The organism is Nocardia sp. NPDC058499 (genome assembly GCF_042719915.1).
Taxonomy (GTDB): domain Bacteria; phylum Actinomycetota; class Actinomycetes; order Mycobacteriales; family Mycobacteriaceae; genus Nocardia.
The window spans coordinates 279,029-294,744 of the sequence record NZ_JBHXMZ010000005.1; the positions used below are offsets into that span (position 1 = coordinate 279,029).

Annotated in this window: 7 protein-coding genes and 1 pseudogene; 4 read left to right on the forward strand and 4 right to left on the reverse strand. The window is 66.5% G+C overall.

What is annotated here, in order from left to right; translation table 11 throughout:
• Positions 1 to 212 precede the first annotated feature (212 nt).
• From ACFWPH_RS17795 to ACFWPH_RS17805, 3 genes are all read right to left on the reverse strand, one after another.
• Positions 213 to 965, reverse strand: a complete 753-nt coding sequence (locus ACFWPH_RS17795; RefSeq protein WP_378752240.1) for a hypothetical protein — start codon at positions 963 to 965, stop codon at positions 213 to 215.
• Between the two features lie 1,047 nt (positions 966 to 2,012).
• Positions 2,013 to 2,282 carry a hypothetical protein gene (locus tag ACFWPH_RS17800; RefSeq protein WP_378752241.1) on the reverse strand — a complete coding sequence of 90 codons (270 nt, stop codon included), beginning with the start codon at positions 2,280 to 2,282 and terminating at the stop codon, positions 2,013 to 2,015.
• A 723-nt stretch (positions 2,283 to 3,005) separates the two neighbouring features.
• The gene (locus ACFWPH_RS17805; protein WP_378752243.1) at positions 3,006 to 3,836 is read right to left on the reverse strand and encodes a class I SAM-dependent methyltransferase; all 831 of its coding nucleotides are present in this window, start codon (positions 3,834 to 3,836) and stop codon (positions 3,006 to 3,008) included.
• A 407-nt stretch (positions 3,837 to 4,243) separates the two neighbouring features.
• On the opposite strand from ACFWPH_RS17805, the gene ACFWPH_RS17810 reads away from it, so the two are divergent.
• Positions 4,244 to 5,857 carry a (2,3-dihydroxybenzoyl)adenylate synthase gene (locus ACFWPH_RS17810; RefSeq protein WP_378752245.1) on the forward strand — a complete coding sequence of 538 codons (1,614 nt, stop codon included), beginning with the start codon at positions 4,244 to 4,246 and terminating at the stop codon, positions 5,855 to 5,857.
• Positions 5,858 to 5,947: 90 nt separating this feature from the next.
• Here ACFWPH_RS17810 and ACFWPH_RS17815 read toward each other — a convergent pair whose 3' ends face one another.
• The gene (locus tag ACFWPH_RS17815) at positions 5,948 to 7,261 is read right to left on the reverse strand and encodes a salicylate synthase (protein ID WP_378752247.1); all 1,314 of its coding nucleotides are present in this window, start codon (positions 7,259 to 7,261) and stop codon (positions 5,948 to 5,950) included.
• 270 nt (positions 7,262 to 7,531) lie between these two features.
• On the opposite strand from ACFWPH_RS17815, the gene ACFWPH_RS17820 reads away from it, so the two are divergent.
• The 3 genes and pseudogenes from ACFWPH_RS17820 to ACFWPH_RS17830 form a co-directional block, all read left to right on the forward strand.
• Entirely contained in the window at positions 7,532 to 10,246 is a 2,715-nt protein-coding gene (locus ACFWPH_RS17820) for an ABC transporter ATP-binding protein/permease (RefSeq protein WP_378752249.1), read from the forward strand.
• Positions 10,243 to 11,997: an ABC transporter ATP-binding protein gene (locus tag ACFWPH_RS17825; RefSeq protein ID WP_378752251.1), complete on the forward strand. Its 1,755-nt coding sequence runs from the start codon at positions 10,243 to 10,245 to the stop codon at positions 11,995 to 11,997. Before ACFWPH_RS17820 ends, ACFWPH_RS17825 begins: the two co-directional genes overlap by 4 nt.
• Before the next feature lie 276 nt (positions 11,998 to 12,273).
• Positions 12,274 to 15,681, forward strand: a pseudogene (locus ACFWPH_RS17830) (amino acid adenylation domain-containing protein); the annotation flags it as partial.
• Positions 15,682 to 15,716 lie beyond the last annotated feature (35 nt).

Genomic DNA, 15,716 nt, shown 5'->3' on the forward strand with positions numbered 1-15,716 from the left:
GACGATCGACAATGCCTTGGTACATGCTCCTGTTGTTCGCGGGGACTGCCGGCCGGACTGTTCGGATTCGCGGTGCAGCCGGATCACTCCGTCGCCGGCGCTGGCCTCGGCGTGGCCGACGGTTCCGTGGTCGAGAGCGTCCACACTCGCACAGGGAAGCCGACCGGAGAACCTGTGAGCCCGGTGGTGGGGGAGAAGCCGGTGAGCTGTCGTCATTTTTCCTCGTTGCGGGCGTTGTTCATGGCCGCTTGAAGTTGTCGCCAGGTCGGGTCCGTCGAGGTTGTGGTGGTTACGGCCGCCAGGTCGTCCGGCGCCCAGCTACGCGTTCCGTCGGTGCGGAACAGGTCCGTATCGAGGTCGCTGTCGTCGGGAAGCTCATCGGTGGAGTCCGAAAAGGCGGTGACCAGGGCACGCACCGAATCCCTGTCGGTGGGTTCGACCTGGTCGGTGCCGGCATGCACTGACAACACCGCAAGATCACCTTCAGCGGTGGCGACGACGAGTTCGCCTGTTGCGGTGGCGGTCATGGCGGTCACCCGGGAGCCGGCCGGCACGTCGTGCTCGGTCGATTTCTGGTTGTCCAGGTCGATTTCGATCAGAGTCCCGGTCGGTGTGCCGACCCACAGGACCCCGGGTCGGGTTCCGAATGCGATGTTGTGTCGCGACCACGAGTATAGTTGTTCGAGCCATTCTTGCGGATAGGGGTAGCCCGGGCAGGGTTGCCCCAGCGTTGTTTCCAAAATACGGTCGAGCGAAGGGAATTCGAAGACCGATAGCGAGTTCTCGTACGCGTTGCCTCGAATCGCCAAGTGACGCCCGTCCACACTGAATATCGGTGCTTCGTAGCCGTCGGCATCCAGGACAAGCGCCCGGCGAAGCACTCGCGTCGCGCTCGGTGTGTCCTGTTGATCGACCCGTGCGAAAACGACGAGCGTCGCGCCTTGATCGCTGCGCAGCGTTGCCACCAACCCGCCGGCGGGATGCGCCGCAACGCCGGCGTCCCACCGTGGGCCGGTACCGAGGGTTCCCGAGTCGAGGTCGACAACGTCAGAACGTTCCCACGCATCATCGGCACCGTCGGAGGAGGGTGTGGCCCACAGGGTTCGACCGTTCGGGCTGAATGCGAGACAACTGTAGTCGGCGTCGAGTGGAAGTCCACCCGGTTCGGCCCGGCCCGCGGGAGTCCAGCTGACCACGGAGTGCTCACCTGCGACCAGTAGCAACGGCTCTTCCGGATGCCATGCCACATCGGGTGTGCGCTGCGCCCGCTCCCAACCGGTGGCGTCGCCGTAGACAACCGAATCGGCGCCCACGGCCCCGAGGACCTGCAGATTCCGGCTATCCCACACGTGAACTGCTGGACGCCCGGAATCTGATCCCGCGACCAGGGGAAGTCGTGGATGGCATACCAACTGCTCGACACCACTTCCCACTCGGACACGTGCCACGGTCTCGACAACAGCCACCCCGGCACCCTACGTGCCCGGCTTCGACGGCCTGACAGCCCTGTTCGTCATCGTTGGGAAGAATGGCTCGTGCACGGCAGAATAAAGGGGGCCTATCGCAAGCGAACACAACTCCTGCCGCGCCGCGACACACCAGAGCCCTGCCGACAGCACGCCGCCGCCCGTAATGGCCGAACTTGCGGTCCCGTCGGCACGCCGAAAATGTCAATGTATGGGCTCAGCACATCCTTGACGGTTTGTCGTCAGGGGCCATGTCCTCCAAGGTGTTGAGTAGCTGACTGTCGACGTCACATCTGGGCGTGACGCGTCGGCAGCCTGATATCCGCACCCAGGCAGGTGGGCTTCCCGGATCGGCAGATTGCCGAGTGCCGGCGTATCGTCGCCGCTGTAGGGGCTGAAATTGTTGAGCGGCTTTGTCGAAGTCGGACACGTCGCGAGCCGAGGTCAGGAGGCGCGGTGCCACCGATGCGGGCTCACATTCTGGCGAGGCTCGGCGCGGTAGACGCTCGGGCGGGGTTCGACCGTTTGCTAGCGCGAATCGGTGGCCTACAGGCCCTGAAGCACGTCCTCGCGGCCTCGGATACTGCCCTCGAGGCAGCGGAATCGGAACCAGCGAGCATTCGGCAGTGGTTGAGTGAGTTGCCGATCGCCGAATGCGACCAGGTGATTGTCGGCCGGCCCGCCGATGCGACAGCAGTGTCCATGCGGTTCCACTGTTTCGCCGACCATTTCGACGATCTCTGGCATCCGTCCCAAGACGATGTCGTGGTCTTGGCCGAGAGAGCCGATGCCGTCGAGGTCCTTGTACTCGATCACGAAGAACACCTGGCATATTGCCGCATGGCTACCGGGGTTGTAGAGGTCGACTTACCGGCGCACGAATCGTGGTCGCAATTCTGACGAATGCGCGTGGTGGAACGCGATGTCGTGACCAACACGGCGATGATGAGCTGTGCTTCGGTGCTTCGGTGCTGCGTGCTCGCGTCGGCGACGGCGCGGGCTGTGCATCCGGTCAGTCCGTCCCGCGCGAGCACGACTCGCGCGGCTTCGATGATCTGTTTGCGTTCGAGTTCTGCTGTGGTCGAAGCCGATGCCGCGTACGTCCCTCGATCTGTCATGGTGCCAGTTCGGCCGTGTCCTTTCGTCAGGACACACGTCCGAAGTCGGCAGGGTCGAGCTCGATCGATTTCATACCGGAGAACCGGAAACTGCCGTTGCCCCTGAGGCGAGAGGGCGCGAAGAACGTCGAACCGTCGGCGGTGTCGACGATGGTTGTGCCTCCGTCGCGCAGGCGCTCGACCTGTGTTACCGCTAGTTCTTGCATGGCCGCGCGGTCGCCTACGAACGGGCGGAACGAGTCGTAGTAGTTCGCCCGCGACCGAGCTGAGCTGATGAAGACGAACGTCCCGTCTTCTGCATGACAGAGGTACTCCACGAATTCGCAACCGGAATGTGTCAGAAGCCGAGTTCCCTACACATCCCCTTGTGATGGTGGGTGATCGGGTCGATCACACACTACGACCTGGAGGGCACTCCAGGTCAAGAGTGACCTGGAGCGTCCTGAACCAGCGGTCGGTTCGTTGTCTCGAGGGCCGAGGCGAGAAGGTAATCCAGCGGGAGGACGAGATGGTCGCGGTGGTGCTTCGCCCGTTGCTCGACGAATCGGCGCAGATCCCTGTGTAGCTCGTCCCAGCGCCCCTCCGCGGCCAACCGGTCCTTTTCTCTCATGACGTGGCCCGCTGTGCGGATCAGGAAACCGGCAGCCTCCTCCGAGGAAGAAAACCGCAGCGTTACCCGGCCGGATGAGGTGGCTGTGAGCCGTAGCCGATGGGGGTCGAGTATTTCGGCGAGCGCGGTGGCCTCGCCCCAGCGGCTGGGCGGTCCGCTGCTGATCGGCGGTGGCGGCAGGTAGGCGTTGAGTACCTGCCCCATCGCCGGCAGCACACTGCCCGGCTGCCACGACACCAGCACCACCCGCGCGCCCGGTGCCGCGACTCGGGCGAGCTCGCGGGCCGCGGCCTGATGATCGGTCGCGTACATCGCACCGAATACCGACAGCACGACATCGGCCGATCGATCCGGAACGGGGAGCGCCTCGAGGTCACCGCACAGCCATTGGACGTCGGAACCTGCGCAGTGGGCGCGTTCCGCGGCCAACCGCAGCAGCGCCGGCTCGAAGTCGATCCCGGCAACCCGGCCGCCGCGCCCGGCCGCGAGCAGCGCCGCGTTGCCTGTGCCGGTAGCGATATCGACCACCCGGTCACTCGGCCCGACCGCAGCTGCCTCGACGGCCGCCTCGGCAGCTGACTGGAGATGACGGCCCATCAACGGGTAGTCACCGGCACCCCACGTCGTCATCGGGCTGTGCATTCGTCTACCTCCTGAAAGCAGGAGGCGCCCTTGACTGTGTCGACCGGAGTCGAGCGTGGCGGACTCTGTCCGTCGCAGCGCCTCTCGCTCCGGAGAGGGATATCGACAGCTTAGCGGCTCTCCGGACCCGACTGCGTACTACTCGCCATGAGCCGCCTGCCTGTCTGGCACTCGACGACGAAGGCCAGGTTCTTGCAATGGCAGCGCTTCGAGTTGCCTGTCGACTGCGCCGGATCTGAATGTTAGCTTAGCCTAAGCAAATGGCGAGTGATGAGGATCGGGGTTCGGTGGTGGCCGTGCCGAGTAGTGAAGCGGGATCGCCGGGGTCGGACCGCCAGGCGCCGGCCGATCATCGAATCTCGAGATCTGCCGAGTCTGCTCCCGTGCTCGTACCTGAGAGGCGAATCGTGACTTCCCCTGACACGACCATCACCCATCGCGAAGGCTATGTTCCCTTTCCCGACGAGGAGGCCGCGGCATACCGGCGCGCGGGTTTGTGGCAAGGACGCTCGCTCGGTGAGCTGTTGCGTGAGACCGCGCGGCGGTACCCGCACCGGACCGCGCTGCTCGGCGCCGACGGACGTAGCTACGCGACACTCGACGCGCAGGCCGATCGGCTGGCGCACGGGTTCCGGGCGCTCGGAATCGCGCCGGGGGACCGGGTCGTGGTGCAGTTGCCGAATGTGGCCGAGTTCGTGCCAGTGCTGTTCGGGCTGTTGCGGGCGGGGGTTATTCCGGTGCTTACGCTGCCCGCGCATCGGCGTAGCGAGATCGAACATCTGGCCCGGGTTTCCGAAGCGGTCGGCTATATCGTCGCGGACAGGATGGGGGACTTCGACTACCGAGAGTTGGCCGCCGAGGTGCAAGCGGCAGTGCCGTCGCTGCGGCACGTGCTGGTGCTCGGTGAGCCCGGCCCGTTCGTCGATCTGAATTCTGTGCCGTGCGAAGGCGATTCGCTACCTGTGACAGATCCGGGCGATATCGCGCTCATGCTGGTTTCCGGGGGCACCACCGGGCTGCCGAAACTGATCGCCCGCACCCATGACGATTATGTCTACAACGCGACCGCAAGCGCGCAGGTGTGTGAACTGACCGAGGACGATGTGTACCTGGCGACACTTCCCGCCGCACACAACTTCCCGCTCGCCTGTCCTGGAATCCTCGGCACGATCGCCGTGGGGGGCGCGGTGGCCTTCGTGACCGAGCCCAGTCCGGAGAATACGTTCGCCGCGATCGAGAGGTACCGGGTGACCGTGACCGCGGTCGTACCGCCGATTGCCCAATTATGGTGTGCGGCAGTCGAGTGGGAGGAGGCCGATATCTCCTCGCTGCGATTGCTGCAGGTCGGTGGCGCCCGGCTGGCCGAGGTGAACGCTCGTGACGTCGAGCCTGCGCTGCAGGCGCGGCTACAGCAGGTGTTCGGTATGGCCGAGGGATTGCTCAACTTCACCCGCCTCGACGATCCGGACGAGTTGGTGTACAGCACGCAGGGTCGGCCGCTGTCCCCGTCCGACGAGGTCCGTGTTATCGACGGTGACGGCAATGACGTCGCTCCCGGAGCGGAGGGGGAGCTGCTCACGAAGGGCCCCTATACGATTCGCGGCTACTACCGGGCGCCCGAACACAATGCCCGTGCTTTCACTCCGGACGGCTACTACCGCAGCGGCGATCTGGTGCGCCGGCTGCCCAGTGGTCATCTGGTTGTTTCCGGCCGCATCAAGGACGTCATCAACCGCGGCGGTGAGAACGTCTCCTGCGACGAGCTCGAGGAGCACCTGCTCGCTCATCCGGCGGTCCGCCATGCTGCTGCCGTCGGGCTGCCCGATGCCGCGCTCGGTGAGCGGGTCTGCGCGATCCTGGTAGTCGGCGGCGAGATGCCGACGCTGTCGGAGATCAAGGCATTCCTGACCGACCGCGGCCTCGCCACGTACAAGCTTCCCGATGTGCTGCGGCGTGCGGACGTTCTTCCCACGACCGCGGTCGGCAAGATCGACAAGAAGGCCTTGCGCGCCGAGGGGTGACGAACGAGGTGCTCGGGCCGGTGCAGTCGCGCGGGTGCCGATTCCGTGGCCGGCGCAGGTGAGCCCCGGCCGTCCGGTGCCCTCGCTCGGCTATGCCGCGACGACGTACGGCGCGATACTTTCGAGCTTCTCGCAGGTTTCCTCGAATTCGCGCTCGGGGGTGGATTGTTCGATGATCCCGGCTCCGGCACGTAACCACGCGCCGTGGAGGGTCTGGTAGACCGCACGGAGCACCAGCGTGGCCTCCAGTGAGCCGGAGGGGGAAACAGTCACTACCGCACCGGAATACAACCCGCGGGGATCGCGGTCGAGCCGGAAGATCGCATCGACGCCTTCGCGTTTGGGGATTCCCGAGGCGGTGACGGCGGGGAACAGGGCTTCCAGGGCGTCCCAGCCGGTGCGGTCGGCGGTGAGCAGGCCGCGGACGGTGGAGGTGAGGTGCTGGACGCTGCCACGTTCGCACACTGTCATGAAATCGATGATGGCCGGTGTGCCGGGTGCCGCGATCGCGGTGATCTCGGTGAACGAGGCGTTCACCGACATCGCGTGTTCGGCGATCTCTTTGGGATCGCCGAGCAGATCCGCGCGCGCGGCGAGATCGGCCGCCTGGTTGCGCCCGAAGCGCCGGGTGCCCGCCATCGGCTTGGTGGTGATCACGCGGCCGTCGTCGACGGAAACGACCAATTCCGGACTGAATCCGGCCGCCGCGAGCCCACCCAGCCGGAACAGGAAGGATCGAGCGGGGGTGTTGTGTGCGCGACCGAGCCGGTAGGTGGCCGGTATGTCGACCATGAAGGGCAGCTCGACCTTCCGCGACAGTATGACCTTCCGGTACCGGCCGCTCCGGATCTCCGCAGCCGCCCGGGCTACTCGTTCAAGGTAGCCGGTCCGATCGCTGCGGATATCGGCCGGATGCGGTACCGGCAGCGCACTGTTCTGCGCGGCAACGACGAGGTCGTGGATCGCTCGGGTCTCGTCGGGTGTCGCACCGGAGATCCGGATACCGGATATCGCGATCCGCACCTCGATACGTGGAATCATCAGATGCGCCAGTGTCGTGGGCGCTGCGACCTGGGCGGTGGTATCCAGCGCCCAGGCGCAGAATTCGAATCCGACCCATCCGTACACATTCCGTCCGTCGAGCGGTAACGCGCGAAGTGCCTGATCGAGGGCATGTGCGGGCCTGCCGGACCACCGGCGGGTGCTGCTGCGCCCATCCCATTCGACGCGCAGCTCCTCGACGCCCAATTCGACAGTGCCGATCGGATCGGCAGCGAACACCCACTCTCCCGGGCGTTCGTACACCACGTACTCGCCGAACAGGTCGGCCCCCGCCAGCCCTGCTGCCGCCGCCACCGGATCGGTCACATAGCCCGCCTGCGAGCGCTCATCCGTGATCGACAACGGTCCTCCAAAAGGTCATACCCGACGCGGAAAGTTAGGCTAGCATAGCCTTACCTTGCCTGGTCGGCCCTTGGTGTGCGGTCGAAAAAGATCGGTGTTGTAGGCCTGGTTTGGTGTCGTGGGTATGTGTAGGCTAACCAAAGTTGTCGAGCGTGTCTCTATGAGGAGGCGGGACGACGGCGGATAGCCGGTGCGCCCCCTCGTGCCCCGCGCTGTTCGGCAGATGACCTCGACGGTCATCGATTCTGGTATCGGAGGACGTTCACCGCAATGGCGCGCAGAGGATTTCAAGGTGTGGTACTGAACGCCTTCGGTGTTCAGTACCACACCGCCACCGTCTCGAGTACAGAGCAATTGACACCGCGGATGCGCCGGGTGTGGTTGACTGCGCCGACGTTGCTGGCGGATATCGATATCGAACCGACGGCGTGGTTGCGGATGTGGTTCCCCGACAACAAGGGCTCGGACGCGGAATTCCAGCGCGGGTACACCATCGCGGAGGTCGACCCGGATACCGCCGGCCGGTTCGCGGTGGATTTCGTCCTGCACGAGCCGGCGGGCCCGGCCTCGGCGTGGGCGTTGAACGTTACCGGCGGTGAGGCGATCGAGGTGACCTCGTTCGGGTCGCGGGGATTCTCGGTATCGGAGGACCTACCGGCCGGGTACCTGCTGATCGGCGATTCGGCGTCCATCCCGGCGATCAATACGATCCTGGCCGCGTTACCGCATCAGGTGGCGGTCGAGGTGTATCTGGAACAGCATCACGACGACGATCTGCTGATCCCACTGGTGCAGCACCCGTTGGCGCAGGTGCGCTGGGTCCCGCGGACCTCGGAGGAAGCGCTGGCGACGGCCCTGGAAGTGCGGGACTGGTCGAACTGGTACGCCTGGATGGGGCCGGAATCGAAAGCTCTCAAACACCTTCGGACGCGGGTGAAGGAATTCGGTTTCCCCAAGACGGATGTGTATGCGCAGGCGTACTGGGTGCACGGCCGGGCAATGGGAAAGGAGCGCGGCGCCGAGGAGCGTGCCGCAACGGCCACCGATCTGCTCCCGGCCGGTGTGGCGGAGAGCGCGGTCGCCGGCACTGCTTCGGACAGCGCCGGGCCGGCCGTGCCCGGCGAGGCAGTATCGACCGTGCCCGGCGAGGCAGTGCCGGAGACCGCGGGCGTCGAGTCGACGTCCGGCGCGGTCGCGGCGGCGCAGGTTGCCGGGGACGGCTCGCCACGCAATGTACGTTCCGTTCGGGCCGGCAGCTGGCGCTCCCAAGCGGGCAGCCGCTTGTTCGCCGGCGTCAAGCCGAAGCTCTACGTGGCGGGCATCCTGCAATTCTTCGTCACACTGATCCAGCTGGCGCCCTATGTGCTGCTGGTGGAACTGGCGCGGGAACTGCTCGCGGGCAGTGGAAGCGAGACGCTGTGGCGTCTCGGGCTGTGGGCACTGGGGCTGTTCGGGCTGGGCGCCTTGCTGGAATCGGCGTTGCAGTTGTGGTTGCACACGGTCGACGCACGGTTCAGCCGTGATCTACGCGGCCGGTTGCTCGGCAAGCTGGCGAAGCTGCCGCTGGGCTGGTTCACCGCGCGCAGTTCGGGGCAGGTCGACAAGCTGATCAACGGTGACACGCTGTCGCTGCACTATCTGATCACGCACGCGGTGGTCGATGCGGTCGCCGCGGTCGTGGCGCCGCTGGCGGTCCTGGTCTACTTGTTCTTCGTGGACTGGCGCATGGGTCTGGTGCTGCTGATACCGATCCTGGCCTACATCTTCACGATGATGACGATGATGGCGACATCGGGGCCGAAGACGATGCAGGCGCAGCGCTGGAGCGAACGGATGAAGCGCGAGGCGACCTCCTATATGGACGGTCAGCCCGTGATCCGGGTATTCGGTGGCTCGGCCGCGTCGCCGTTCCGGCGCAGCCTGGATCAATACATCGCCTTCCTGGACGGCTGGCAGCGGCCGTTCGTCGGCAAGAAGTCGGCGATGGACCTGATCACCCGGCCGGTTACCTTCCTGTGGTTGATCCTGGTGGCCGGAACCGCGCTGGTCGTGGCGGACGGCCTGGAGCCGGTGGATCTGTTGCCGTTCCTGTTCCTGGGCACCACATTCGGGTCGCGCCTGCTCGGCATCGGTTACGGCATGATGGGGTTGCGGGAGGGCCGCGAAGCGGCGCAGAAGATCCAGGTCGTCTTGGACACCGACGAGCTCGAGGTGCGGTCCGCGCCGGTAGGTCCGGCAGATGAGCCGGGCCAGGTGGTGTTCGACGACGTCAGCTTCGGCTATCGGCCGGGTGCGCCGGTGATCCAGAACGTCTCGCTCACACTGGAACCCGGCACGGTCACCGCGCTGGTCGGTTCCTCCGGCGCCGGAAAGTCGACCCTGGCCGCGCTGCTGGCCCGCTTCTACGATGTCGGTTCCGGTGCGATCCGGGTGAGTGGCCGCGATATCGCGACACTGTCGCCGGACGAATTGTACACGCAGGTCGGCTTCGTTTTCCAGGACACCCAGCTGGTCCGCGGCACGGTGCGGGAGAATATCGCCCTCGCGGTACCGGATGCCTCCGATGACGCGATCGCGCGCGCCGCGCGTGACGCGCAGATCCACGACAGAATCCTTCGGTTGCCGCAGGGATACGACACGCTGCTGGGTGCCGACAGCACGATGTCCGGAGGTGAACGGCAGCGGCTCACCATCGCTCGGGCACTGCTGGCCGACACCCCGGTACTGGTACTGGACGAGGCCACGGCGTATGCCGACCCGGAGTCGGAGTATTTGGTTCAGCAGGCTCTCAACCGGCTGACCGCCGGGCGGACGGTGCTCGTGATCGCGCACCGGCTGCGCACCATCACCGAGGTCGATCGGATCGTGGTCCTGGAAGGTGGCCGGATCGCCGAATCCGGTACACACACCGAACTCCTCGCCGCCGAGGGCCGCTACCGGCAGCTGTGGAATGCCGGCGCCGATATGAAGGAGATCGCCCGATGATCCGCACCACGATGAGCCTGCTGCCGGCCGAACAGCGCAGCCGGACCACCGGATATCTGGTGCTCCTCGTCGTTTCGGTGATCCTGCGGGCGATCGCCGTGGTCCTGGTGGTGCCACTGGTTACGGAACTGTTCGGGGACACCCCGGCCGAGGCATGGCGGTGGGTGGGGGCATTGACCCTGGCCGTCGCCGCCGGATGGGTCGTGGACACGATCACCTCGCGGATCGGTTTCGACCTGGGATTCCACCTTCTCGACAACGCCCAGCGGTCGGTATCGGCGCAGGTGGCGCGGATTCCGCTGCGCTGGTTCACCGAGGACAACTCGGCCGTCACGCGGCGCGCGATCGCCACCACCGGCCCGGACCTCGTGGGCCTGGTGGGCTACCTGGTGGCACCCCTGTTCCAAGCGGTCGCGCTACCGGTCGCGATCGCCGTCGCCCTGGTACCGGTCGCGTGGCAGCTGGGCCTGGTTGCGCTGCTCGCGCTGCCCTTGATGCTGGGTTCGCTGTGGCTGACCAATCTCCTGACCCGGCGTGCGACCGCGGTGTCCAGGGATGCCAACAGCGTGCTCACCGAGCGCATTCTCGAATTCGCTCGTACCCAGGCCGCACTGCGTGCCGCGCGGCGCGCGGAGCCTGCCCGCAACGAGACGGGTGCGGCACTGTCCGCCCAGCACGGTGCGACCACTCGGTTGCTGCTGCTGAATGTCCCGGGGCAGGTGCTGTTCGGACTGGCGAGCCAGATCGTGCTCCTGCTGATGGCGGGAACCGTCGCATGGCTCGCAGTGGCGGGCACCATCGGAATTCCCGAGGCTGTTGCGCTGATCGTGGTGGTGGTGCGGTTCCTGGAGCCGTTCGCTGCATTCGGTGACCTCGCGACGGCACTGGAAACCAGCCGCGGCGCGCTGCGCGATATCCGCACCGTCGTCGAGGCGTCCGAACCCGAGCGAAACAGCAAGGCGGTGCGGGATACCGATGAGCTCGCTTCGGTTACGTTGCGCGCAGTGCGTTTTGCCTATGGTGCCGAGCCGGTGCTGGACGAGGTGGATGTCGAGTTCGCGGCGGGCAGAGTGACGGCGGTGGTCGGACCGTCGGGGTCCGGTAAGAGCACGCTGCTCGCACTGATATCGGGTGTGGAAGCGCCGATGTCCGGAAGCGTCACCGTTGGTGGTGTGGACCTCGGTGCTCTCGATGCCGCGGACCGGCCGGCAGTGGCCGGCATGGTATTCCAGCAGCCGTATCTGTTCGCCGGCACCATCCGGGAGAACATCCTGGCAGGGGCGCCGGAGGCCGATCCGGATCAGTTGGCACAGGCGCTGCGCCTGGCGCGGGTCGACGAGCTCGCGGCACGGCTGCCGGAGGGGCTGGACACCCTGGTCGGGGAGGCGGGTGCCGCGCTGTCGGGGGGTGAACGTCAGCGGGTCTCGATTGCGCGGGCGCTGCTGAAGCGGTCTTCGGTATTGCTCGTAGACGAGGGCACCAGTGCGCTCGACGCAGAGAACGAAGCCGCGGTGGTAGCTGCCATCACCGGCGACCCGCAGCAGCGTACGCGTGTGGTGGTGACGCATCGCCTCTCTACCATCGTGGGTGCGGACCGGGTGCTGTTCCTGGACGAGGGCCGGATCGTCGAGGACGGTACGGTCGACGAATTGCGCGCTGCCGGCGGTCGTTTCGCCGAGTTCTGGGCGCAGCAACACGAGGCCGCCGGGTGGCGGATCAGTGCAGATCCTGCGGCGGCGGGCGCTCACTGACGGCGGGTCTGTATCCACAGGGCGGGTATCCACGGTAGGTGGCCCCCGGGTCTGTTCAGGCCGAGGGGGAGGGCCGAGGGAAGTTGAATACATCCCATTTCTCTTTGACTTAGCTTAGGCTAAGCTATCTTCCATTACCTGATGCGCCGGCGCTTATCGATGTGCTCTGGTGCAGCGGTTTCCGTGAGGCAGCGGATCTTCTCGGGATTGGTAAGTGCACCCTAATTTATTAGGGTAGGCTAATTTTGTAGCGTGGTGTTCTTCGAGAGGCTTCCCATGGTGATTGCTCGTCCAGAGGCGGGTGCGGATATCGATATCCGGGAAGAAGTGGGAGCGATCCTCGGTATTTCACCGGAGTCCCTCGAACCGGATACCGACCTGGTCACGCAGGGTTTGGACTCGCTGCGTATGATGCGCCTGGCCGGCCGGTGGCGTAAGCGGGGAATGGATATCGACTTCGCGCGGCTCGCCACGGCGCCGACAATCGGCGCCTGGTCGCAGCTCCTGCGGTCCGGCGACACCGCGGAGCAGTCCGGTTTCACCCACGATGCGGCTCCCGCCATCGATATCGAGCAGCCTTTTCCCTTGGCGCCCATGCAGCATGCGTATTGGATAGGTCGCTCCCCGAGCCTCACCTACGGTGGTGTGGCCGTCCACCTCTACGTGGAGTTCGATGGCCGCGAGCTCGATCCCGAACGGTTCGGGACGGCCGTGGCAGCTCTGGTGGCGCGTCATCCGATGCTGCGGCTGCGGGTGCTACCCGACGGCCGGCAGATCATCGGGCAGCACACGAACGTCTGTGCGGTACACGAGCTTTCGTCGGAAACTTCGCAGGCCGCCGCCGAGATCCTGGAACGCCGCCGCGCCGAGGGTACGCATCGCGCGCTGCCGATCGAGGACGGCGAGGTGCTGCGCGTCGAACTGACCCAGCTCCCCGGGGGCGGTTCGCGGGTGCACCTGGACGTGGACATGATTGCCGCCGATGCCATGAGCTACCGGGTGCTCGTCGACGATCTGGCCCGTCTCTACCGGGGCGAGGAGCTGCCGGAACTGGGCGTGACCTTCCCGGAGCTGTCGGCCCAGCGCACCGCACGTACCGCCCGCGCCGACGATATCGCCTGGTGGCAGCAGAAAATTGCCGATCTGCCCGGCCCCCCGGAACTACCGGTGAATACGGAGCGGACCGGCCGGGAGGCCGCCACTGTGCGGTTACATCACGTCATCGACGCCGGCGACCGGCGCCGGCTGGAGGAACACGCGCATCGCCGCGGCGTAACACCCGCAGCCGCGGTGGCAGCCGTTTTCGCGGAGGCCGTCGGCGCGTACTCGGGCACCCCGCGTTTCCTGCTCACCGTGCCATTGTTCGACCGGGACATGGACCACGCCGATGTCGACAAGGTGGTCGGCGACTTCACTTCCTCGCTCGTGATCGATGCCGACCTGCGTGCGCCAGCGACCCTGGCCGAGCGGGCCGGGCAGCTGCGTGCCGCGATGCACGACGCCGCCGCACACGGCAGTTTCGGCGGTCTGGACGTGCTGCGCGAACTCGGCCGCAGGCGCGGCGAACCCGTGGTGTCGCCGGTGGTTTTCACCAGTGCGCTGGGCCTCGGCGAACTCTTCTCACAAGCAGTCACCGAGGTGCTCGGTGAGCCTTCCTGGATCGTCTCTCAGGGCCCGCAAGTGCTGCTGGACGCACAGATCACCGAGGTCTCGGGCGGGCTGCTGCTGAACTGGGACGTGCGCGCTTCCGATCTCGAACTCCGGACGGCGCGCTCGATGTTCGCCTACTACGTACGCCTGCTGGACCTGCTGATCGCGGGGGAGTGGGACGGCCCCGCACCCGACCCGGTATCGGAGCAGGTTCGGGCGCAACGGCGGGCGACCGAGCGTCCACTACCCGCGACCGAGGTTTTCGACGGGACGCTGCACGGGCACTTCCTGGCTGCGGCCGACCACCGCGCGGATGCTCCTGCCATCATCACCGATGCCCGGACATGGACGCACCGGGAAGCCGCTGCCGAGGCCCGGCGTATTGCCGGCGCCCTGCACGCTGTGGGAGTGCGGCCCGGCGACACCGTGATCGTCGACCTACCGAAGAGCGGTGACCAGATCCTGGCGGCGCTCGGTGTACTGACCGCAGGCGCCGCATATGTGCCGATGGCGCCCACCCAGCCGCGGGTGCGCAGAGAACGGATCGCTGCTGTCGCGTCCCCCGCCGCCGTACTCACCGATCTGCCCGCTCGCTGGGCGGATTCGCAGAACCCGGTTCTCGACCTGGCAGCCGCTCGTACCGCCACGGCGGCCGAACCGGTCCCGGTCTCACCGGATGCGCTCGCCTACATCCTGTTCACCTCGGGTTCGACCGGTCAGCCGAAGGGGGTCGAGGTACCCCATCGCGCCGCGGTCGCCACCCTCACCGACCTGACCGGGCGATACGGTCTCGGTCCCGAGGACCGTAGCCTGCTGGTCTCGTCGCTGGAGTTCGACCTCTCCGTCTTCGACCTCTTCGGTCTGCTCGCCGTCGGTGGCGCTGTAGTGGTTCCCGGTGCCGACGAGGACACCAAGGCCGACGAATGGTCCCGGCTGCTGCGGGACGGCGCGGTCACTGTGCTCAACTGTGTGCCGTCGATCCTGGGCATGCTGCTGGATCTGGCGCCGCTGCCCGCATCGCTGCGGGTGATCCTCATGGGTGGCGACAAGGTCGCGGTCTCCCTGCTCGACCGAGTCGCGCAGCAACTACCGAACTGCCGGGTCGCCGGCCTGGGCGGCACCACCGAGACTGCGATCCACTCGACCATCTGTGAAGCACACGAGGTGCCTGCGGGCGCACCTTTCGTGCCCTATGGGGTCCCGCTGGACGGTGTGCGATGCCGGTCGGTCGATCAGGCCGGCCGGGACCGGCCCGATCTCGTCCCCGGCGAGTTGTGGATCGGCGGCCCGGGTGTGGCCGACGGTTACCGGGGCGACCGCGAGCGCACCGCCGATCGATTCGTGGAGTACGACGGCGTCCGCTGGTATCGCACCGGAGATATGGTGCGCTACCTGCCCGGCGGCTTCCTCGACTTCCTCGGCCGTGCCGACCATATGGTCAAGATCCGCGGTTATCGAGTGGAGCTCGGCGAGGTCGAGGCCGGCCTGCTGACCCTGGATGCCGTCACCGCCGCGGTTGCCTGGTCCGACGGAAACGAACTGCGCGCGGCGGTGACCGGCGCAAGCCCGGACGGTCCGGCGATCCGCGAGGCACTCACCGAGGTGCTGCCGCCGCATATGATCCCGCGGACGATAACGGTGCTCGAGGAGCTACCGCTGACCTCGAACGGCAAATACGATCGCGTCGCCGTCGGCGCACTGGTCACGGCCGTCGACCGGGTGGAATCCGTCGCTCCTCGCACCCCCTTGGAAACCGCGCTGGTCACTGTGCTCGGCGAACTGCTGAGTACCCGACCGATCGGGGTCACCGACGATTTCATCGCTCTCGGCGGCGATTCCGTGCTGGCCACCGCGTTCGTCGCACAGGTACGCCAGTGGCTGGACGTGCCGCGCCTGACGGTGTCCGATATCTTCCGGCATCGCACCCTGGCCGCGCTGGCCGAACGTCTGGTCGAACTGGAAGGTGCGCGGACGGCGCAGGTCGCCGAGATCTTCCTCGAGGTGGCGCAACTGTCCGACGAGCAGGTCCGGGCCGAGGCCGGTGACGGCGCGACGACGTACCACTTCCA